The organism is Mycolicibacterium chubuense (assembly GCF_001044255.1).
Lineage (GTDB): Bacteria > Actinomycetota > Actinomycetes > Mycobacteriales > Mycobacteriaceae > Mycobacterium > Mycobacterium chubuense.
On sequence record NZ_JYNX01000030.1, the window covers coordinates 16693 to 36791 of the forward strand.

Here is a 20099-nt window from a genome sequence, read left to right on the forward strand (position 1 = left end):
CGGTTCAGGGCTTCACGGCGCCGGTTCATGTGCGCTGGTCGGACATCGACATGTACCAGCACATCAACCACGCGACGATGGTCACGATCCTCGAAGAGGCCCGAATCCCGTTCCTGCGAGAGCCGTTCGGTGAGGAGATCACCACGATCGGGCTCCTGATCGCCGAGGTGCAGATCTCCTACAAGGCGCAGCTGCGGCTGATCGACTCGCCGTTGCAGGTGACGATGTGGTCCAAGCGGGTCCGGGCGGTGGACTTCACCATCGGCTACGAGGTGCGGTCGGTCGGCGCGCCGCCGGAGTCCCGCCCCGCGGTTGTCGCGGAAACACAGCTGGCCGCGGTGCACATCGAAGAACAACGGCTGCAACGACTTTCGGCGAAACAGCGGGATTACCTGCAGCACTGGGCACGATGAGCGAGCGCGGGATCTGGCTCGACGTCGACGGCGGCCACCGCGACGACCTCGCCGCGTTCACCGAACGCGCCCGTCGCGCCGACGAGTCCGCGGTGGTGCGGCTACGGGAGCGCGCCGGGGGACTGGTGGCGGCGTGGGTGTCCACCGGTTTCGACGTGCTCGCCAGCCGGGTGGTGCGCGGCCGGCTGCGGCCCGCCGACCTGTGCGCCGGGGCCGACGCCCTGCTGGCCGGGCTGGCGGCCATGGATGCCGACGGACACGTCGACCCCGGCTTCGCGATGGATTCCGCGTGGCGGGGTGCGCTGCCGCCGGAGGCCGGATTCGTCCACCTCGACGATGTGCCCGCCCGCGAGGTGTTCGCGCTCGCGCAGCGTGGCACCGCGCTGGTCCGTGAGCATTCCGGGGCACACGGACCGCCGCCGTCGCTGCTCGACCAGGACGTCGTCGACGTCGTCACCGATTCGGACACCGTCGGCATCCCGATGCGGTGTGTGTTCACGCTGACTGCGATGGGCTTCGTGCCCGACACCGCCGACGAGGTGGTGCGGGTGCGCACGACACCGGCGTGGCTGCGCATCGACGCGCGGTTCGGCAGCGTCTACCGCAGGCGCGGCAACCCCGCCGTGGTGCTGCACTGACCGTCGCTCGCGGCCCTCAGAACGGCGAGTTGACCATCGACTGCGCAGCCATCTCCAGGTAGGCGATCAACTCCTGGCGGTGCGCGTCGTCGAGGGTCTGGGCGTCGATCTCGGCCACCGCGGTGTGCATGCACCGCAGCCACGCGTCGCGCTCGAGGTAACCGATCCGGAACGGCGCGTGGCGCATCCGCAGCCGCGGGTGCCCGCGCTGCTCGGAGTAGGTGCGCGGACCGCCCCAGTACTGCTCGAGGAACAACAGCAGACGCTCCTCGGCCGCGTCGAGTTCGTCCTCGGGATACAGCGGCCGCAGGATCTCGTCGTCACGCACCTGCTGATAGAACCGCGACACGATGGTGCGGAACGTTTCGTGGCCGCCGACCGCGTCATAGAACGATTGTTGATCCATCACCGACCATTGTGGTCCATCACGCCCGCCGGGCTCACCCGGCGGTCACCTCTTCTTGCCGACCACCCTGGCGAGCTCGTCGCGGTCGGCGACGTCGAGCTTGAAGCATGCGCGGTAGACGTGCCCCTCGACCGTGCGCACCGACAGCGTGAGCTGCTCGGCGACCTCACGGTTGGACAGCCCCGCCGACACCAGTTCGGCGATCTCCCGTTCCCGCGGCGTCAGCGGCAGCGGCCGCGCCGCGGTCCTGATCGCCGGGGTGGTCGCCCCACCGCACGCCTCGGCGAGCCGCAGCGCCGTGGCGCCCGACTCACTGGTCCGGCGGCGATCGCCGGCGGCGTCGTACAGCGGGGCCGCCTGCGCCGCCGCGTCTGCGGCGGACAGCAGCAGACCGGCGCGCTCGAACTCGGTGCTGACCGCGTCCAGGGCGGCGGCGTCCGCTGCGGCGACGGCCGCGGCATGCCGGGCGTACAGCGCGGCGAGGTTCCCGTGGACCATGCCGGCCAGTTCGGCGAGCCGGGGCGCGGTGGTGCGGTCGCCGAAGCGCGTCGCGTGGTGCAGCGCCTCGGCCTCCAGGGCGTACTGCCCGGACCGGTGGGCGTTGTCGGCCGCGGCGCGCGCCAGTTCGACGGCGTTGCGCTCCATCCCCTTGGCGGCCGCGTACCACGACCGGGCGATCAGTCGCTGAGGCTCGTGCAGCGCCATCGACGGACCCGAGTGCTCGGCGGCGTCGGTGAGGACGCGCTCGGCCTCACCGATCCGGCCCAGCGCGGCGTAGGCCCGCGCCAGCAGCAGCCGCCCCGGCAGTTGCCACGGCAGCGGGCTCTCCGCCGACAGCGCGGCGAGGGCCTGCTCGATGGACGAGACGACCTCGGGGAAGTCGCCGCGGGCGTTGGCGACCGCACCGGCCATGATCTTGGCGATGGCCCAGGCGAGGAACTGACCGACCGACGAGAAGTCGGCGTAGGCGGCGGCCCGCTTGTCGGCCAGCTCGAACTGGCCGGTGTGCGTCAGCGCGAGCACGTCGCAGTACCGCACCATCACCCGGATCATGCCGTCGGTGGTCTTCTGCTCGGCGCGACACCGCGCGGCGATCGGTTCGAACTCGTCGCCGCGGCCGGCGACGGGCATCGCCAGACCGGCGGCGAATGCGGCGAATTCGACGGCCTGATCGGGAGCCTGCGGATCGGCGAGCACCCGCAGCGCTTCGGCGATGCCCTCCTCGATGCGGTTCTCGTGCACGGCCATCGCGGCCTCGGTGGCGTCCAGGATGAGCCGCAGCGCAGGATGCCGGACCCGTTCGTTGGCCAGCGCGAGCACCTCGTGCGCGGCGGCCACCTCGCTCATCGACCAGAACAGCGTCGACGCCCTCGGCACCCCCCACTGCACCAGTTGCACCTCGTCGAGGTCAGCCGGGGCGAACTGCGCCAGAATCGCGTCGGCGGCGGCGGGTTTGCCCTGCCACAGCAGCGCCCGGGACAGCAGGGCACCGTCGGCGAGGCTGCCCGTCCGCTCGAATGCCCTGCGCGCCAAGCGTTCTCCGAGCGGCAGGTTGGACAGGTAGATCGCGTCCTTGGCCGCCGAGGTGAGCAGTTCGGTGTCGACGGGCTGATCGCTGTCGATCGACAACTGCGCCATCCGGATCCGGCTGGCCGCCGTGTCGAGTCCGCGCCGGCGCAGGATCTGCACCACCTGGCCCTTGAGCCGTCGTTCGGCCGCGCGGCCCACCTTGCTGCGCACCACGTCGCCGACCAACGGGTGGCTGAAGCGGGCGTTGAGCACGGGCCCGTCCTGCTGGAAGCGGATCAGGCCGCGCATCTCGGCGTCGTCGACGGCGGCGTCGCCCGCGAGTTCGGTGAGCGCGTCGATGTCGAGAGGCTCGCAGAGCGCCAGCAGTTTGAGTGCGGTCAGGACGGTGTCGCCGGCGTGCTCGAGCCGGCTCTCCAGCAGCGCCACCAACCCCGACGGCACGGCCGTGGGACCGCGCAGCTGCCAGACGTCGTCGACCCGCTTGAGGGTGCCCGCGTCGATGGACCCCTCCACCAGGTGCCGCAGAAACAGGGGATTACCGCCGGAGGACTCCCACATCAGGTCGGCCGACAGACCCTCGAGGCGGCCGCCGATCACCGACTCGACCAACTGGACGCTCTGCTGCTTGGTGAACGGCTGGAGTTCTATCCGGCGCAGGTAGCCGTCCTTCCACAGTGACGTCACCGCGTCGGGCACCGGTTCCCCGCTGCGCACCGTGGCCAGGATGCGGCCTGTCTGATCGACGGCCATCTGGTGCAGCAGCGTGGCCGACAACTCGTCGAGCAGGTGGGCGTCGTCCACTCCGACGATGCTGTTGCCCTGCGAGACAAGCGATTCGCGTGCCGACGCCAGCAGTGCCGTCGCATCGCGCGAGGAGCTGCCGCCGACCAGGTGGGCGAACACCCCGAGCGGGATGCTGCGCGACGATTCGGTGGAGGCCACCCAGTGCACTTGGGAGCGCAGGGATTCGGTGACCGAGCGCGCCAGCGTCGTCTTGCCGACGCCGGCATCCCCGACCAGCACCACGCCGTAGGAGCCGGCGCCGGTCAGCGCAGAACGGACCGCGTCGAATTCTCGGGGGCGGTCGAGCAACTGCCAACCGTGCGGCATGTCACGGGAGTCTAATGGCGGGGGACCGCCAATTCTCGCTAATGGCCGGGGGTTAGCCGCGGCGGACAGCCGGTGACCTCACTTCGGGAACGTCGACAGGTCCGTGGGCTCGACGTAGGGGGTGCCGTTGCGGGAGTGCCGGAATTCGCTCGACGCCTCGTACACCCGCAGCTTGAGCCGGTTGATGGAGCCCAGCGGCCGGTGCTCGGCGATGCCCCGCCACGAATTGAACGTGAGCCCGTCGTCGGCGAAGTCGCGAAGCGCCTCCCCGTATCCCGTTTGCTCAGGAAAGCGGAGAGTCGCCACCGGCCGGTACGGTGACCGCTCCTCGGGCCACTCGACGGTGGCGTCCTCGATCGGCATGCCCTCGGTGCACAGCTGGGCCGACACCTCGTACTCGGCGGAGCCGGCGGCGAAGTAGGCGACGACGGCCCGCGAGGCGGCGTCGTACGGGCCGTCCTCGATCGTCGCCGGAACCGCCGCGGCAACGGTCTGCGTCGTCGGCGCCACTCGCAGCTTCGCCACGTAGTCGCCGAAGCGCACCGGCGCGGCGGTGTAGAACGTCTGACGAAGCGGATGGTGGTTGGGTTCGGCGAACACCCGCAGCTTGGCCGGCAGGTCGCGGCCGGACCGCTGCCTGGCCCGGCGCGCGGCCCGCAGCATCCGGTTGATCAGCAGCATCCCGCCGTCGGGCAGCGCAGTCAGCGCCCTGGCGGTGCGCATCCCGGCCTTGGCGTAGTCCGCGGCGTCGCGGAACAGGAACGCCGGCTCGGTGACGAACACGAAGTCCTGGTTCGCGTCGGCGAAGCGCGCGTCGGCGCGTTCCCCGCTGGCACCGGTCACCCCGAGAACCTTCAGGCCGAGGCCGCGCACGCCGCGCACCTGATCCGAGCGGATCGCCCCCGAGGTCTGTGAGATCCGGGCGATCACCGGGAACGTGGCGCCCGGCCGCGCGAACATGCCCTGCCGCAGCAGCGGGTCGAGGGCGTCGTGCACGGTCAGCTCGCCGTGCAGTACGGCGCAACTCTTGGCGTGCGCGTCGCGGATCGCGTGGGGTCGGCCGTGCCTGCGGTACTTCTCGAACATGCGGCTCTTCGCGTACTGGTACCGGTTGTTCGTGCGCAGATCGCGGACCAGCTTGGAGATCAGCTCCTCCTCGCCGGGTGGGACGACGGCCAGAGCCGGCCGATACCGCACGTAGTCGCTGTCGTCGATGCTCGTTCCCCCGGCGGTCATGGGCACAGTCTGACGGCGTCGCGCCGGGTCGGCATGAGTAATCGGCTACCTGTCCCCGGCGCCCGGTCACGAGATGTTCATCGGACTGACCTGCGAACACGACGAGAATTGTCGTGCGATCGGACGGGATCCATGGTGGACTGTCGGTCGGAGGACGTATGGCGCAGCGCAAGAACGGACGCGGCCACCGGCACCACCGGACCGCGACGGGCTCTCCCGGGCCGACAGCCAGTACGACGGCGCGTGCGCTGCACAGCGTGGTGCCCGCGCCCGACACCCGCCCCGCCGCGACGGCCGAGCCCTCGATCTGGGGGCGCCGACGGGTGCTCCTGCTCAATTCGACGTTCGAACCGCTGACCGCGCTGCCGATGCGCCGGGCCGTGATCATGGTGATGTGCGGCAAGGCCGACGTCGTTCACGACGACCCGATGGGGCCGGTGATCCACTCGGCGAGCCGGACGATCGTGGTGCCGTCGGTGATCCGGCTGCGCACCTACGTCCGGGTTCCTTACCGGGCGCGGGTGCCGATGACGCGGGCGGCGCTCATGCACCGCGACCGCTTCCGGTGCGCCTACTGCGGAGCCAAGGCCGACACCGTCGACCACGTCATTCCCCGCAGCCGGGGCGGCGACCACTCGTGGGAGAACTGCGTGGCGGCGTGTTCGCCCTGCAACCACCGCAAGGCCGACCGGCTGCTGAGCGAACTGGGCTGGAGTCTGCGCGCGACCCCGATGCCGCCCAAGGGGCAGCACTGGCGGCTGCTCTCGAGCGTCAAAGAACTCGATCCCGCGTGGGTCAGATACCTGGGTGAGGGCGCGGCCTGAACGGCCCGTGCGTTACGGTTTGCCCGTGAACAACACTGCTCTGGTGCACGCGAGTTTCTTGGTGATACCGCTGGCTCTGGCCGGTGTCCTGTCGCTGCTCATCTACCGCAAGAAGAGCCCGCATCCCGCGACGTACAACATCGCGGAGACGTGGACCCACGACCCCATCCTGTGGGCGGCCGACGAGCCGGCAGATCACGGCCACGGTGGCCACGGTTCACACCTGACGATCGGAGGCGGCGCAAGTGGCAAGTGGTGAGATCACCCGGGCAGGCGCTTACGACCTCGCCGAGCTGCCGTACGGCTCGGTGGTCACCGCGAGCGGACGCATCTCCGGGGTCACCGAGCCCGGCGAGCTGTCGGTGCACTACCCGTTCCCGACCAAGCAGCTCGTGGTCCTCGACAACGCGCTGAAGTACGGGTCGCGGTCGGCCCAGGCGCGCTTCGCGGTGTACATCGGCGATCTGGGGGAGGACACCGCGGCGTCGGCGCGCGCGATCCTGGGCCGGGTCCCGACACCGGACAACGCGGTGCTGCTCGCCGTGTCACCGAACCAGCGCGCGATCGAGGTGGTCTACGGCTCGCAGGTCAAGGGCCGCGGCATCGAGGAGGCGGCCCCGCTGGGGGTGTCGGCCGCGGCGGCGTCGTTCCGTGAGGGCAACCTGATCGACGGGCTGATCAGCGGCATCCGCGTGCTGTCGGCCGGCGTCTCACCTCGCTGATCTTCGCCACTTCTAGCGCGGAATAGCATTCCGGGCTGCGCTTGGGCAGAAATCACAGCCCGGAATGCGCTTCCGCGGCGATCAGGTCGGCGCGGATCTTCACGTAGCGCTCCAGGAACAGCCGCTCGTCGAGACGCTTGCGGCGCAGCCAGCCGGTGACCTCGTCATTGCATTTGCTGGCATTGCACGCCCCGCACGCGGGCACCACATTGTCGATGGTGTAGCGCCCGCCGCGCGAGATGGCCATCACGCAGTCGCGCTGCAGCGTTCCGGTGTTTGCTCCGCAGTAGGCGCACCCGTTCCAGGCGTCCTTGATCGCTGTCCACTGCGCGTCGGTGAGGTCGTTGACGACGGCCGCGACCCGGCGTTTGCGTCTGCGCGCCGCTCTGGCCCTGCGACTGTTGACCGCCACCGCGGTAGCTTAAGCGCGCTCGGGCACCGCGAGCGTGCGCGAACTGCCGCCCGCGAGCAGCGTGTCGCGTGCAGACACGCCCGCTCGCGGGAGAAGGTCAGCGGGCGTCGAACTCCCGCGCCCGCAGCGAGCGCTCCACTCCGGCGCGGCCCTCGAGCACCAGCCGCCGCAGCGCCGGCGGCACCTCTGGGTCGGACAAGAACCGGTCGGCCGCCTCGAGCGCGTCGGCGCTGATGTCCCACGACGGGTACAGCCCGACCACCACGGTCTGGGCGACCTCGCTGGACCGTCGCTCCCACACCCCCGAGATCGCGCCGAAGAAGCGGTCCCGGAACGGAGCCAGCAGCTCACCCTGGCCGGGCTGCACGAAGCCGCCGATGATCGCCCGCGCGGTGATATTGGCCAGCGTGTCGTCCTCGACCACCTGCTGCCAGGCCGACTCCTTCACCGCTGCCTGCGGACGCGCCGCGGCCGCTGCCGTGGCATGCCGCCGCCCGGCCGCGGTCGGGTCGTTCTGAGCTTCCGCGTCGATCAGCGGCGTCTCGGGGCCGTCGGCGTCGAGCACACCCGCGCGCGCCAGCGCCGTCACCACCCGCCAGCGCAGGTCGGTGTCGACCACCAGTCCCTCCAGGTTCACCGCGGCCGGCTCGTTGTCGAGGAGTGTCGACAGCACCGCGACGTGATTCGGGGAGAGCACCGAGGTGCACAGCGCGTTGACGAACGCCAGCTGATGGTCCGACCCGGGTGCGGCCTCGCCGGCGAGGTCGAGCAGCTTGTCCCCGAAGGCGGGCCAACCGTTCTCGGCGGCCCACTGCGGATCGGCGTACGACCCCAGCGCGGTCTGCGCCTGCAGCAGCAGGCGCTGCGCCACACCGACTTCCGACTCCGCGTGCAGGCCGCTCATCACCAGGGCGACGAAGTCACGGGCACGCAGTTCGGCGTCGCGGGTCATCTCCCAGGCTGCCGACCACGCGAGCGTGCGGGGGAGCGGTTCGGCGATGTCGGCGATCCGCGCGAGCACCGTCTGCAGTGAGTCGGGGTCCAGGCGCAGCGAGCAGTACGTGAAATCGTCGTCGTTGACCAGGATCAGCTTGCCGCGCGACACTCCGCGCAGCCCCGGCACCTCCGTCGTCGCGCCCTCGACGTCGAGCTCCTCGCGGTGCACCCGCACCAACTTGCCCGACGCGTCCTCGTCGTAGATGCCGACGGCCAGTCGGTGCACGCGGGTCTCGCCGGCCCCGGGCTTCGCGCCGCCCTGCTCGATCGCGAACCGGGTGAACGCGCCGTCACCGTCGACGTCGAAGTCGGGCCGAAGCGTGTTCAGCCCGGTGGTCTTGAGCCACTGCCGGCCCCAGCCCGACAGGTCGCGGCCCGACGACTTCTCCAGCGCGCCAAGCAGATCGCCGAAGGTCGCGTTGCCGAAGGCGTGGTCGCGGAAGTAGTCGCGCAGGCCGGCGAGGAACGCGTCGAGCCCGACGTAGGCCACCAGTTGCTTGAGCACGCTGGCACCCTTGGCGTAGGTGATGCCGTCGAAGTTCACCTCCACGGCGTGCAGGTCGGGGATGTCGGCGGCCACCGGGTGGGTCGACGGCAGTTGGTCCTGCCGGTAGGCCCACGACTTCTCCACGTTGGCGAACGTCGTCCACGCCTGGGTGTACTCGGTGGCCTCGGCCTGACAGAGCACCGACGCAAAAGTCGCGAACGACTCGTTGAGCCACAGGTCATCCCACCACTGCATGGTGACGAGGTCGCCGAACCACATGTGGGCCATCTCGTGCAGCACGGTCTCGGCGCGGCGCTCGTAGGAGTACCGGGTGACCTTGGAGCGGAACACGTAGTCCTCGAGGAACGTCACCGCTCCCGCGTTCTCCATCGCGCCAGCGTTGAACTCCGGGACGAACAGCTGGTCGTACTTGCCGAACGCGTACGGCGTGCCGAAGTTGTTGTGGTAGAAGGAGAATCCCTGCTTGGTCTCGGTGAACAGCCGGTCGGCGTCCATGAATTCCTCGAGGGACTTGCGGCAGAAGATCCCCAGGGGGATGTCGCCGTGGTCGTCGGAGTACACGTCGTCCCAGCGGGCGTACGGCCCGGCGATCAGCGCGACCAGGTAGGTGCTCATCCGCGGGGTGGCCTTGAAGATGTGCTGCTTGGCCTTGCCGTCCCACGTGACGTCCGCGGTGGCGCCGTTGGAGATCACCTCCCAGTGCCCGGGCGCGGTGACCGTGATGTCGAACGCCGCCTTCAGGTCGGGCTGGTCGAAGCAGGCGAACATCCGCTTGGCGTCAGCCGTCTCGAACTGCGAGTACAGGTACACCTCGTCATCGACCGGGTCGACGAAGCGGTGCAGTCCCTCACCGGTGTTGGAGTAGCGGCAGTCCGCGTCGACGACGACGACGTTGTGCGCGGCCAGTCCGGTCAACGGGATGCCGGTCGACTCGTCGTAGCCCGACACGTCGATGTCGGCGCCGTTGAGCGTCGCGCTGCGGATCGTGTCCGCGGCGAGGTCGAGGTAGGTGTCGGAGCCGGCGAGCGCGTCGAACTCGACGGTCGTCACCGACCGGAACGTCTTCTCGCTCGGCGCACCGGCGCCGTCGGTCAGATCGAGGGCGACGCGGTAGCTGTCGACGGTGATCAGGGCGGCGCGTTCGGCGGCTTGGTCGCGCGTCAGATTAGGAAGGGCCACGCCCGTCAACATTAGTCTCAACCCGGGAAGACAGGACGGGCGTCGTGGGTTGAGCCGTATTGACGTCTGTCACCGACTCGACAAGGAGATCCCATGACCGAGAAGTCCCGCGCCGATTTCTGGTTCGACCCACTGTGCCCGTGGTGCTGGATCACCTCACGCTGGATCCTCGAAGTGGAGAAGGTCCGCGACATCGAGGTCAACTTCCACGTCATGAGCCTCGCGGTGCTCAACGAGGGCAGGGACCTGCCCGAGGAGTACCTGGAGATGATGAAGAAGGCGTGGGGACCGGTGCGGGTCGCCATCGCCGCCGAGCAGAGCAAGGGCTCCGAGGTGCTGGCCCCGCTGTACACGGCTATGGGCACGCGCATCCACAACCAGGACAACAAGGACTTCACCCAGGTGATCGCGGAGTCGCTCGCCGAGGTCGGCCTGCCCGCCGAACTCGCCGACGCCGCCGAGTCGGACGCCTACGACGAGGCGCTGCGCAAGAGCCACCACGAGGGCATGGACGCCGTCGGCGACGACGTGGGCACCCCGACCATCCACGTCAACGGTGTGGCGTTCTTCGGGCCCGTGCTGTCGAAGATCCCGCGGGGCGAGGAGGCCGGCAAGCTGTGGGACGCGTCGGTGATCTTCGCGTCGTACCCGCACTTCTGGGAGTTGAAGCGCTCCCGCACCGAGCCGCCCACCTTCGACTGACACGCCGAGCGTGAAGCCATCGTCACGTTCGCGCCCGATGGTGAAGGTGGCTTCACACTCGTTTGTTTCGGGCAGGTTGCCTCCGGTTGCGCGTTGACCGCGGCGCCTCCACCGTAGATCGGTGACAGTCACCGAACGCAGCACCGACGGCACCTACCGGGACCGCGTCGTCGCCGTCGAACCCGGCGGCAACGAGTACATCGCCGAAGCGGACCGCCACGGCAGGCCCAGCCAGCTGTTCTGGACGTGGACCTCGCCGAACCTCGAGTTCGCGACGATCTTCGTCGGCATGCTCGCGGTCCTCGCGTTCGGGATGACGTTCTGGCAGGCGGTCGCCGGCGTGGTGATCGGCACCGGGCTGGGCGCGATCGCGCACTACGTGCTGTCCGCCCGCGGGCCGTTGCACGGTGTGCCGCAGATGGTGTTGGCGCGCTTGGCTTTCGGGTTCAAGGGCAACGCCGTTCCGGCGGTGCTGATGTCGGTCACCGCCGGCGTCGGCTGGTTCGCCACCAACAGCGTCAGCGGAGCGTTCGCCCTGTCGACGTTGTTCGGTTTCGGGCCGCTGGCCGGCCTGGTGATCATCGTGGCCGCGCAGACGGTGCTGGCCTTCTTCGGGCACAACCTGGTTCAGGCGTTCGAGAAGTACTCCTTCCCGGTGCTGGCGGTGATCTTCATCGCGGCGTCGGTGGCGATCTTCGCCCATGCCGACCTCGGCAACGCCGCCCCCGCCGCCGGCGGCGTGGGCGGTCTCGGTGGGTTCCTGCTGACGGTCGGTACGTCGTTCGGCTACGCCGCGGGCTGGACGCCGTACGCCGCGGACTTCACCCGGTATCTGCCGAAGACCGTGTCACCCGCGCGCACCGGATTCTTCGCCGCCGCAGGGCTGTTCACCGCGTGCGTGGTGCTCGAAGTGGTGGGCGCGGCGTCGGTGACGACGGGCGAGGCCTCGCTCGCCGACCCGACGGGGTCGTTCACCGCCGAACTCGCCTCGCCGCTGGCCAAGGCGACCCTGCTCGCCATCGCAGTCGGCGCGATCGCGGCCAACGCCATCAACGTCTACTCCGGGGCGATGGCGTTCGTGACCATCGGCATCAAGCTGCCCGCGCACGTCGCCCGCGCGCTGGTGACGGTGTTCTTCGGCATCGCCGGCTTCCTCGTCGCATGGTGGGCGCTGCCCGACGCCGCCCATAGTTACGAAGCATTCCTGCTGATCATCGCCTACTGGGTGGGGCCGTGGCTCGGGGTGATGTTCGCCGATCAGTACCTGCGCCGCGGGCGACCCGTCGCGCATCTGCTCTACGACCGCTCGTACACCAACTGGGGCGGGCTGGCCGCGTTCGGGATCGGCCTGGTGGTGTCTGTGCTGCTGTTCGCCAATCAGGAGAAGTTCGTCGGCTTCGTCGCGGCCGCGGTGCCCGCGCTCGGCGACATCACGTTCTTCGTCGGGTTCGTGCTGGCCGGGGCCGCATACTGGGTGCTGTGCCGCCCCGCGATCGTCACGCAGAGTCGATGACCTCACCGCAGTCCATGCTCGACGTCGCCGTCGACGAAGCCCGAAAAGGGTTGGCCGAAGGCGGTATTCCGATCGGAGCGGCGCTGTTCTCCGCCGACGGCACACTGTTGGGCAGCGGGCACAACCAACGGGTGCAGCGCGACGACCCGTCGATCCACGCCGAGACCGACGCGTTCCGCAACGCGGGCCGTCAGCGGGGCTACCGGTCGACGGTCATGGTGACCACGCTGTCGCCGTGCTGGTACTGCAGTGGCCTGGTGCGCCAGTTCAACATCGGGGCGGTGGTGATCGGGGAGAGCACGACGTTCACCGGCGGGCACGAGTGGCTGGCCGAGCACGGCGTCGAGGTCACCGTCCTCGACGACGAGCGCTGCGTGGCGATGATGACCGACTTCATCGCCGCGCATCCGGACCTGTGGGCGGAGGACATCGGCGAATGAGTGTGATTGCCAGCATCGATCTTTCGCGGTGGCGCCAGGGCGGGGCGGCCGCCGACGCCGTCGCGGCCAATGTGGACGCCGGGCTGCAGCGCGCCGGTTTCATCCTGGTGACCGGGCACGGCGTGGACCCCGCGCTCGCGCGCGATGTGCGGGCCGCCGCCCGGGAGTTCTTCGCGCTGCCCGGGTCGGTCAAGGACCGCTACGCGGTGCCGGTCGGCGGTCACGGGTGGATCGGGCCCGGTGCCGAGGCCAACGGGTACGCCGAGGGGACCGAGACCCCGCCGGATCTGAAGGAGAGCTTCAGCCTGGGCGCCGAAACCGCCACGGGTGACCCCGATGTCGACCGGATCTGGTTCGCGCCGAACGTGTGGCCGGCGGAGGTGCCCGCGCTGCAGCGGCTGGTCGACCGGTACACCGCGCAGATGCGACGCGTTGCCGACGAGCTGCTGGCTCTGTTCGCCCACGCGCTGCACCTGCCGGCGAATCCGTTCGCGGCGCTGGCGAGCCGCCCGACGTGGACGATGAACATCAACCACTATCCGCCCGTCAGCGTCGTCGGCGTCCCCGAGCCCGGGCAGTTCCGGATCGGTCCGCACACCGACTTCGGCACGGTGACGATCCTGGACCGCGAACCCGGCGCCGGCGGCCTGCAGGTGTACTCCGACGCCGCGGGCTGGGAGGACGCCCCGTACGACCCGGAGGCGCTGACGGTCAACATCGGCGACCTGCTGGAGTACTGGAGCGGACGGCGCTGGCCGTCGGGCCGGCATCGGGTGCTCCCGCCGCAGCCGCACGCCCCCGAAGAGGACCTCGTCTCGCTCATCTACTTCTACGAGGCCAACCACGACGCCGTGGTGACGCCGCTGCAGCCGCCGGTGGGGAAGGTGGCCGGGCTGGCGCCGGTCACGTCGTCGGAGTTCATCAAGGAACGGCTGGACGCGATCACCGTGGCCTGAGCTACCGTATCGGCCATGCGCGTCTACCTCGGGGCCGACCACGCCGGATACGAGCTCAAGCAGGCCGTCATCGAGCATCTGACGGCGGCCGGGCACGAGCCCGTCGACTGCGGGGCGTTCGGCTATGACGCCGAGGACGACTACCCGGCGTTCTGCATAGCGGCGGCCGAGCGCACCGTCGCCGACCCGGGCAGCCTGGGCATCGTGCTGGGCGGATCCGGCAACGGCGAGCAGATCGCCGCCAACAAGGTGCCCGGGGCCCGGTGCGCACTCGCGTGGAGCACCGAGACCGCCGCGCTGGCCCGCGAACACAACGACGCCCAGCTGATCGGCATCGGCGGACGGATGCACACCACCGAAGAGGCGCTCGCGATCGTCGACGCGTTCCTGTCCACGGCGTGGTCGCAGGCCCCACGCCACCAACGGCGCATCGACATCCTGTCCGAGTTCGAGAAGACGCACATCGCCCCAGCGGTGCCCGGCGCCTAGGGATGCCCGAAGGTCACACGATCCATCGACTGGCGCGGCAACATCAGCGGATGTTCCGCGGCCAGCGGGTGGCCGTGAGTAGTCCGCAAGGCCGGTTCGTCGACGGTGCCGACGCCGTCAACGGGCGCGGCTTCGAGAAGGCCAGCGCCTACGGAAAGCACCTGTTCCATCACTATGGCGGTGGCCGCATCGTCCATGTGCATCTCGGCCTCTACGGCAAGTTCACCGACTTCACCGTCGACGCGGGCGTCCCCGAACCGGTCGGGCAGGTTCGCATGCGCATCATCGGCACCGAACGCGGCACCGATCTGCGCGGCCCGACCGCGTGCGAGATCGTCACTGAGGCGGAGGTGTCGGAGATCTTGGCCCGGCTGGGCCCCGATCCGTTGCGCAAGGACGCCGACCCGGATGCGGCGTGGACCCGGATCACCAAGTCGCGCCGCGTGATCGGCGCGCTGCTGATGGACCAGAGCGTGATCGCCGGGGTCGGCAACGTGTACCGCAACGAGCTGCTCTACCGGCACCGCATCGACCCGCACCGGCCCGGAACGCAGATGGCCCACGGCGAGTTCGGTGACGCGTGGACCGACCTGGTCGAGCTGATGAACGTCGGGGTGCGCAAGGGCCGCATCATCACCATCCGGCCCGAGGACGACCACGGCATGCCGTCCTACGGACGGCGGCGCCCGCGCACCTACGTCTACCGTCGCGCCGGCGATCCGTGCCGGATCTGCGACACCCCCATCCGGACCGAGGTGCTCGAGGGACGCAATCTGTTCTGGTGTCCCACCTGCCAGAGCTGAGTCCAGCGGGCGATTCGGCACCGCAGCCGGGAGAATCGCCGGGTGGAACTGATCCTGGTCGTCGTCGGAGCGATCGTCGTCACCGCGGTGGCGCATCGGCGTGGACTCGAGCCCGCGCTGATCATCGTGGTCGTCGGTATCGCGGTGTCCTTCCTGCCGGGCTTCGAGGCGCCTGAGCTCGACTCGCACATCCTGCTGTCGGTGGTGCTGCCGCCGCTGCTGTACTCCGCAGCGCTGGACTTCTCGTTCCCGACGTTCCTGCGCAACATCAAACCGATCCTCGGCCTCGGCGTCGGTCTGGTCGTCGTCACCGCGTTCACGGTCGCGCTGGTGTCCTCGTGGCTGGTCGTGGTGCCGTTGACCTTCGGCACCGCGCTGGTGCTGGGCGCGATCGTGGCGCCGCCGGACGCGGTGACCGCCGTCGCGGTCGGGCGCAAGCTGGGCCTGCCCAAGAGGGTGATGTCGATCCTGACCGGGGAGAGCCTGATCAACGACGCGGCCGCGCTGGCGTTGTTCTCGGTGGCGGTCGCACAGGTCGCGGGCAGCCACACCTTCATCGAGAACCCGGTGCTGCTGTTCGGGTACAGCGCCGTGCTGGGCCCTCTGATCGGTGCCGCGCTCGGGTACGTGACGCTGTGGATCCGGCGCCGGCTGGCCAATCCGGCGCTGGAGACCGTGCAGGGCCTGATGGTGCCGTTCGCGGCGTTCATCGTCGCCGAGGAGGTGCACGCCTCGGGAGTGCTGGCCGTCGTGGTCGCCGGCTTCGTCGTCGGCAGCGGCACGGTCGACGCGGGATATCAGACCCGCCTGCAGGAACGGTACGTGTGGAACTCGGTCGACGTGCTGCTCGAGGCGTTCGTGTTCGCCTACATCGGTCTGCATCTGCGTTTCGTCCTCGAGGATCTGCGCGAGGCCCACGAATCGTTGGTCGAGGTGGCTGTGGCATCCGTCGTCGTCCTGGTGATCGTGCTCGTCATCCGGCCGCTGTCGGTGTTCGCGATGTTCGGCAGGGGAGTGCTGTCCCGTCAGGTCGAAAAACGGCTCAGCGTACCGATTCCCGATCAGGGCGGTCGCGGCGCTCTGGGCACGCGACGCCGCGCCGCCGTTCCGCCGCGGTGGCGTTCCCGCATCGACACCCGCGCGTTGAGTTGGCAGGAGAACGTCGTGGTGTCGTGGACCGGCATGCGCGGCGTGGTGACTCTGGCTGCGGCGGCGGCGATCCCGGCGACGACCTCGGTGGGGGAGCCGTTCCCCGAGCGGGCGACGATCCAGGCGATCGCGTTCGTGGTGAGTGTGGGAACGCTTCTGCTGCAGGGGGCCTCGCTGCCGCTGCTGATCCGCCGGCTCGATCTGTCGTCGGACGACGAGCAGGCCTACACCGTCGCCGAGACCGAGAAGGCCGAGAGGCTGGTGCACGCCGCCGCCGAGGAGGTGCTCGCCGCATTCCGCGCGAATCCACCTGCGGGACTGGACCCGCGGGTGCTCGCGGAGATCCGCGGCATCGTCGCGCGGCACTCCCAGGACGCCGACGAGATGCCCGACCCGGACACGCACACGCCCCGCGCCGAGGTGTTCGCCCAGCTGTACCGCGACGTGCTCTCGGCCCAGCGGGCCGCACTCATCGCCGAGCGTGACGACGGAACGATCGACGACGAGGCGGTGCGGGCCATGCTGGAGCGCCTCGATCTGCAGGAGGCCGGTGTGTCCGCCCGACTGGAGAGCCGGTTCTAGAACCCGCCGAAATCTCCGCCGCCGAAGTCGCCACCGCCGAAGTCGCCGCCGTTGTCCCAGCCACCGCCGTCCCAGCCGCCACCGGCGTCCCCGCCGCCGTCATAGCCGCCGCCGTCGAGCTGCCCCTGCTCGAATCCCTCGGAGAAACCGTCTCCGTAGCCGTTCTCGAAAGCCTGTGCGTCGTAACCGACTCCGGACATCCCCGAGAACATCGCGCTGAACAGCAGGGCTGAGCCGACGCCCCAGGCGCCCGCCACCAGTGCCGGTTTCCACCAGGGTTCGGAATACCATCCCGCCGGCACGGGTCGCCCGGCGACGCGCCCGCCCGGGTAGTAGTTGGGGGTGCGTGGCGAGGGCGTCGGGGACGCCTCGATCTGCCGACCTTCGAACTCGACCCTGCGGTCCTCGGTCACCGCCCCCGCCGTGCGCTGCCCGGCCAGCGACTCCAGCTCCGGCCCCGGATCCATGCCCAGCGCCGTGCGGGCCGCGCGGACGTAGTAGAGCCCCTCGATGGCACTCTCCTTGGCGAGCGCGGCCTGACGCACGGTCGTCGCCTGCTCGATCTGCGACGACGCCGCGGTGTAGCGCTCCGAGGCGTCGGCGAGCGCCTGCTTGGACGCGTCGTCGGTTCCGCTCAACGCGAACACCTGACCGCCGAGCCGTTCGATGAGCCGGCGCGCGTCGGCCTTCGCGTCGGCCAGCGACGCGGCGTTGCGCTGACCGGAGGCCTTCGACGACGCATACACGGCGATACCGATGGCCGCGACGACGATCACGATGAGGACGAGAAGTACGCCTTCCATGGCTCACAGCGTACCGACAGCAACCGGCTGCTCCCGGATACGTTTGCGGGAGTCGGTGGTCGCGGGGCCTGTTCCCGGCGTTCGGTCGCACGGTCATGGTCTGGCCCCGCTCACCCATCGCCGTCGTGACATCAGCAAGCGGCGCGGCAAAGACGCCCTGATCGTGCGAAATGCACCGGGATCTCGGCGAGTTCGTCGATGAGCACGGTGTCCAACTCCTGGGCGCCATGGAAACCTCTGCTGTGCAAGCGTTGTGCAGCGGCAAAGGCTCCTCGACGGTCAGCGCCGGGGGGTGTGCATGGGGTCGGTCGGTACGGCGATGTCGCCGCACCGGATGAAGGTGGGGGCGTTGCCGACGACGGTGAGGTGAGCGTCCACCGTCGTCACCGCGCCGGGTGGGGCCGGTGGTTGACGCGCCGTCGCGCCCCGTGCATTCGGGCGGCCAGCGGTTCGGACTCGCGGATGAGGAGGGTGTCCCTGCCGACGGCGATCCACCCACGGGAGGCGAAGTCGCACAGCACCTTGTTGACCGACTCCCGCGAGGAGCCGACCAGATGGGCGAACTGCTCCTGGGTGAGGTCCATCGGCACCCGCATCGCGCCGTCGTGCTGCACGCCGAAGCGCTGGGCCAACCCGAGCAGGTGCTTGGCGACGCGGGCGGCGACGTCGGCGTAGACGGTGTCGGTGATGTTGCTCGACGTGGACCGGATGCGGCGGGCCAAGATCCGCATGAAGCGCTGCGACATCTCCGGCCGGGCGATCAACAGCGGCATCAAACCCGCGCGTCGGAGCGAGACCGCCTCGACGTCGGTCATGGCGATCGCGTTCGAGCTGCGCGGTCCGGGGTCGAACACCGATTCTTCGCCGAATATCTCGCCTGGGCCGAGCACTGTGAACAGGCATTCCCGGTCGATGCCGTCGTGGCGACCGACGCGCACCTTGCCCCTCTCGATGAGGTAGAGGCAGGCGTCGCGGTCGCCTTCGGCGAAGATCGCCTCACCCGCCACGCATCGCAGCCGATCGGCGTGCCCGGTCGACATCAGTTCCGGCATCGCCGTCTCCAGAAGCTGTGGCCCACCTGCGCTTTCCACCAAAACCTCCCCGGTTGTGCGGTTCTCGTCAGATCGACTGCTACCCGGTGGGCGCCCGTCTACGCATTGTGCGGGGGAACTGATCGTCAGTCTCGCGGCACCGAACCGGGACTTTTCAACGCCCGGATGGCCAGCCAGGCCGCGGCTCGATCGTCGGGACTGGACATCGACAGGCCCGTCAGCGCCTCGGCGCGCCGGATCCGCGCGGCCAACGTCTGCCGGTGGATCTGCAGCCGGGCGGCGGTGGCCCCCCAGGCGCCGTGCTCGGACAGATACACCTCGAGGGTGCGGGTAAGCGGCCCGTGCCGGCCGGCGTCGTCGCGCAGCGGGTCGAGTACCGCCGCGATGCGCGCGGTCGCGCTCTCGTCGAGCTGGTCGAGAACGTTGGAAACCGTCGTCAGAGACCGGTACCAGACGACCGGCCGCGAATCGACGACGGCGATCTCGAGGGCCTGCCTGGCCTCGGCCGCCGAGTTCGCCAGCCTCTCCACCTTGGCCGGTGAGCCCAGACCCAGGCGCAACGGCATGCCTGCCTCCGTGGCGAGGCCTTCGACCAGAACGGCGAGCTCGTCGGCGCGCTCGTCGCCGATGAACCCGACCACGCGACCCTTCTCGGCGGACAGCACGTGGACGGCGCCGAGTTCATCGAGCCAACGGATGGCCAGCCGCTCGGCATCGATTGCCCGTGACCGGGAGGCGACCGCGAACGCCGTCAGCGAGGGTTCGTGAACTCCCCAGCGCCGCAACAGGTTCCTCGCGTCGGGGCCGCCGCGCAACAGGGTCGACATCATCACCTCGCGGCCCAGCCGCTCCGTTGTGGGGTGGTCGGCGGTGTGCAGCACCAGGTCCAACAGCGCGGCCACCTGCGACGCGAGATCCCGGCTTCGGCTGGTCGACCCGCGGGCGCCGATCACCAGATGGGCACTGACGTCCTCGCCCTGCCCGACGGGGTGGATCTGCAGCCCGGGATGACGAATCCGGACCCGTCGGCCGAGGGCGGCCGCGACGGCGTCGCGCACGTGCAGGCCGCCCGCTCCGGCTGTCGTGATCACCTCGCCGCGAGCATCGAGTAGCACCGCCCACCCGTCGATGCGATGGGCGAGTTCGGCGACCACCGCCACGACCCCGCCGCGGCGGGCAACCTGGGTGAGCACCTTGATGCCGGTGGTCACCCGTCGGTCCTCGGCGGCCTGATCCCCGGCGATCAGCGCGGTCAACCTCGGGTACACCACCTCGCTGAGTTGGCCGGGCACGTGCACGGCCGTCACGCGATCGGTCAATGCGTCGCGGGTGGCCCCATCGACAGATCCGTCCGCGATCACCGCGACGCAACCGGCAAGAGGTTGCCGGCCGTGGGCGACCGCCTCGATCCACCTTGACGACGGCCCGACCGTCAGCGTGGCGTGACCCGGTGAACTGGGCACGACCAGGTCGTCGAGCACGATCACCGACTCCACCGGCGCGGCGGCGTCGATGCTCCCGACGGCCAGGTCCCCGCCCAGGTATTCGGCGACTGCTCGCACGTCATAGACCACCCGCGAAGTGTACGAGTTGATGGTTTTTCCACTCAGATCCACAACTATTGCGACTGCCGCCG

20 protein-coding genes are annotated in these 20099 nt (G+C 69.9%); 12 read left to right on the forward strand and 8 right to left on the reverse strand.

Annotation, left to right across the window (positions count from 1 at the left end; genetic code table 11):
* The first annotated feature begins 50 nt into the window (after nt 1-50).
* Nucleotides 51-413, forward strand: coding sequence for an acyl-CoA thioesterase (locus tag MCHUDSM44219_RS08205; RefSeq protein WP_413783590.1), 363 nt, complete (start codon nt 51-53; stop codon nt 411-413).
* Complete coding sequence (locus tag MCHUDSM44219_RS08210) at nt 410-1051, forward strand: DUF8185 domain-containing protein (protein WP_048417753.1); 642 nt, start codon at nt 410-412, stop codon at nt 1049-1051. The genes MCHUDSM44219_RS08205 and MCHUDSM44219_RS08210 overlap by 4 nt, the downstream gene beginning before the upstream one ends.
* A 16-nt stretch (nt 1052-1067) precedes the next feature.
* Here MCHUDSM44219_RS08210 and MCHUDSM44219_RS08215 read toward each other — a convergent pair whose 3' ends face one another.
* The 3 genes from MCHUDSM44219_RS08215 to MCHUDSM44219_RS08225 all read right to left on the reverse strand — a co-directional run bounded on the left by MCHUDSM44219_RS08215 (nt 1068) and on the right by MCHUDSM44219_RS08225 (nt 5333).
* Nucleotides 1068-1457, reverse strand: a complete 390-nt coding sequence (locus MCHUDSM44219_RS08215) for a globin (RefSeq protein ID WP_048417754.1) — start codon at nt 1455-1457, stop codon at nt 1068-1070.
* 45 nt (nt 1458-1502) lie between these two features.
* A complete protein-coding gene (locus tag MCHUDSM44219_RS08220) occupies nt 1503-4097 on the reverse strand; it encodes a helix-turn-helix transcriptional regulator (RefSeq protein ID WP_048417755.1) in 2595 nt (864 codons plus the stop codon).
* Between the two features lie 78 nt (nt 4098-4175).
* Entirely contained in the window at nt 4176-5333 is a 1158-nt protein-coding gene (locus MCHUDSM44219_RS08225) for a catalase family protein (RefSeq protein ID WP_048417756.1), read from the reverse strand.
* A 158-nt stretch (nt 5334-5491) separates the two neighbouring features.
* Between MCHUDSM44219_RS08225 and MCHUDSM44219_RS08230 the strand changes: the two genes are divergently transcribed.
* From MCHUDSM44219_RS08230 to MCHUDSM44219_RS08240, 3 genes are read left to right on the forward strand one after another with little or no spacing between them, the layout of a single operon-like run.
* The gene (locus MCHUDSM44219_RS08230; protein WP_048417757.1) at nt 5492-6157 is read left to right on the forward strand and encodes an HNH endonuclease; all 666 of its coding nucleotides are present in this window, start codon (nt 5492-5494) and stop codon (nt 6155-6157) included.
* A 25-nt stretch (nt 6158-6182) separates the two neighbouring features.
* Nucleotides 6183-6416 (forward strand): aa3-type cytochrome oxidase subunit CtaJ, encoded by a 234-nt coding sequence (gene ctaJ / locus MCHUDSM44219_RS08235; protein WP_231508425.1) that lies wholly within the window; start codon nt 6183-6185, stop codon nt 6414-6416.
* Entirely contained in the window at nt 6403-6879 is a 477-nt protein-coding gene (locus MCHUDSM44219_RS08240; RefSeq protein ID WP_048417758.1) for a DUF5130 domain-containing protein, read from the forward strand. Before ctaJ ends, MCHUDSM44219_RS08240 begins: the two co-directional genes overlap by 14 nt.
* Nucleotides 6880-6931: 52 nt before the next feature.
* Here MCHUDSM44219_RS08240 and MCHUDSM44219_RS08245 read toward each other — a convergent pair whose 3' ends face one another.
* Nucleotides 6932-7291 (reverse strand): HNH endonuclease, encoded by a 360-nt coding sequence (locus MCHUDSM44219_RS08245; RefSeq protein ID WP_048417759.1) that lies wholly within the window; start codon nt 7289-7291, stop codon nt 6932-6934.
* Nucleotides 7292-7388: 97 nt separating this feature from the next.
* Complete coding sequence (pepN, locus tag MCHUDSM44219_RS08250) at nt 7389-9974, reverse strand: aminopeptidase N (protein ID WP_048417782.1); 2586 nt, start codon at nt 9972-9974, stop codon at nt 7389-7391.
* A gap of 93 nt (nt 9975-10067) precedes the next feature.
* Between pepN and MCHUDSM44219_RS08255 the strand changes: the two genes are divergently transcribed.
* The 7 genes from MCHUDSM44219_RS08255 to MCHUDSM44219_RS08285 all read left to right on the forward strand — a co-directional run bounded on the left by MCHUDSM44219_RS08255 (nt 10068) and on the right by MCHUDSM44219_RS08285 (nt 16608).
* On the forward strand, nt 10068-10676 hold the full coding sequence (locus MCHUDSM44219_RS08255) for a mycothiol-dependent nitroreductase Rv2466c family protein (RefSeq protein ID WP_048417760.1): 609 nt from the start codon (nt 10068-10070) through the stop codon (nt 10674-10676).
* Between the two features lie 121 nt (nt 10677-10797).
* Nucleotides 10798-12189: a purine-cytosine permease family protein gene (locus MCHUDSM44219_RS08260; RefSeq protein WP_048417761.1), complete on the forward strand. Its 1392-nt coding sequence runs from the start codon at nt 10798-10800 to the stop codon at nt 12187-12189.
* A complete protein-coding gene (locus tag MCHUDSM44219_RS08265; protein ID WP_048417762.1) occupies nt 12186-12629 on the forward strand; it encodes a nucleoside deaminase in 444 nt (147 codons plus the stop codon). Before MCHUDSM44219_RS08260 ends, MCHUDSM44219_RS08265 begins: the two co-directional genes overlap by 4 nt.
* Nucleotides 12626-13585 carry an isopenicillin N synthase family dioxygenase gene (locus MCHUDSM44219_RS08270; protein WP_048417763.1) on the forward strand — a complete coding sequence of 320 codons (960 nt, stop codon included), beginning with the start codon at nt 12626-12628 and terminating at the stop codon, nt 13583-13585. The genes MCHUDSM44219_RS08265 and MCHUDSM44219_RS08270 overlap by 4 nt, the downstream gene beginning before the upstream one ends.
* A 15-nt stretch (nt 13586-13600) precedes the next feature.
* A complete protein-coding gene (locus tag MCHUDSM44219_RS08275) occupies nt 13601-14074 on the forward strand; it encodes a ribose-5-phosphate isomerase (RefSeq protein ID WP_048417764.1) in 474 nt (157 codons plus the stop codon).
* 2 nt (nt 14075-14076) lie between these two features.
* Nucleotides 14077-14877 (forward strand): Fpg/Nei family DNA glycosylase, encoded by an 801-nt coding sequence (locus MCHUDSM44219_RS08280; protein WP_048417765.1) that lies wholly within the window; start codon nt 14077-14079, stop codon nt 14875-14877.
* 42 nt (nt 14878-14919) lie between these two features.
* Nucleotides 14920-16608 (forward strand): cation:proton antiporter, encoded by a 1689-nt coding sequence (locus MCHUDSM44219_RS08285; protein WP_048417766.1) that lies wholly within the window; start codon nt 14920-14922, stop codon nt 16606-16608.
* On the opposite strand, the gene MCHUDSM44219_RS08290 is transcribed toward MCHUDSM44219_RS08285, so the two are convergent.
* From MCHUDSM44219_RS08290 to MCHUDSM44219_RS08300, 3 genes are all read right to left on the reverse strand, one after another.
* The gene (locus MCHUDSM44219_RS08290; protein WP_048417767.1) at nt 16605-17411 is read right to left on the reverse strand and encodes a hypothetical protein; all 807 of its coding nucleotides are present in this window, start codon (nt 17409-17411) and stop codon (nt 16605-16607) included. The two genes, MCHUDSM44219_RS08285 and MCHUDSM44219_RS08290, sit on opposite strands and share 4 nt — an antisense overlap.
* A 383-nt stretch (nt 17412-17794) precedes the next feature.
* A complete protein-coding gene (locus MCHUDSM44219_RS08295) occupies nt 17795-18502 on the reverse strand; it encodes a Crp/Fnr family transcriptional regulator (RefSeq protein ID WP_053081215.1) in 708 nt (235 codons plus the stop codon).
* Nucleotides 18503-18588: 86 nt separating this feature from the next.
* Entirely contained in the window at nt 18589-20037 is a 1449-nt protein-coding gene (locus tag MCHUDSM44219_RS08300; RefSeq protein ID WP_048417768.1) for a PucR family transcriptional regulator, read from the reverse strand.
* Nucleotides 20038-20099: the final 62 nt, after the last annotated feature.

Coding starts and splice junctions, on each gene's coding strand:
- MCHUDSM44219_RS08255 (WP_048417760.1), top strand. CDS start 10,068: ATGACCGAGAAGTCCCGCGCCGATTTCTGGTTCGACCCACTGTGCCCG.
- MCHUDSM44219_RS08205 (WP_413783590.1), top strand. CDS start 51: ATGTACCAGCACATCAACCACGCGACGATGGTCACGATCCTCGAAGAG.
- MCHUDSM44219_RS08270 (WP_048417763.1), top strand. CDS start 12,626: ATGAGTGTGATTGCCAGCATCGATCTTTCGCGGTGGCGCCAGGGCGGG.
- MCHUDSM44219_RS08230 (WP_048417757.1), top strand. CDS start 5,492: ATGGCGCAGCGCAAGAACGGACGCGGCCACCGGCACCACCGGACCGCG.
- MCHUDSM44219_RS08220 (WP_048417755.1), bottom strand. CDS start 4,097: ATGCCGCACGGTTGGCAGTTGCTCGACCGCCCCCGAGAATTCGACGCG.
- MCHUDSM44219_RS08280 (WP_048417765.1), top strand. CDS start 14,077: ATGCCCGAAGGTCACACGATCCATCGACTGGCGCGGCAACATCAGCGG.
- MCHUDSM44219_RS08265 (WP_048417762.1), top strand. CDS start 12,186: ATGACCTCACCGCAGTCCATGCTCGACGTCGCCGTCGACGAAGCCCGA.
- MCHUDSM44219_RS08225 (WP_048417756.1), bottom strand. CDS start 5,333: ATGACCGCCGGGGGAACGAGCATCGACGACAGCGACTACGTGCGGTAT.
- MCHUDSM44219_RS08215 (WP_048417754.1), bottom strand. CDS start 1,457: ATGGATCAACAATCGTTCTATGACGCGGTCGGCGGCCACGAAACGTTC.
- MCHUDSM44219_RS08290 (WP_048417767.1), bottom strand. CDS start 17,411: ATGGAAGGCGTACTTCTCGTCCTCATCGTGATCGTCGTCGCGGCCATC.
- MCHUDSM44219_RS08275 (WP_048417764.1), top strand. CDS start 13,601: ATGCGCGTCTACCTCGGGGCCGACCACGCCGGATACGAGCTCAAGCAG.
- MCHUDSM44219_RS08210 (WP_048417753.1), top strand. CDS start 410: ATGAGCGAGCGCGGGATCTGGCTCGACGTCGACGGCGGCCACCGCGAC.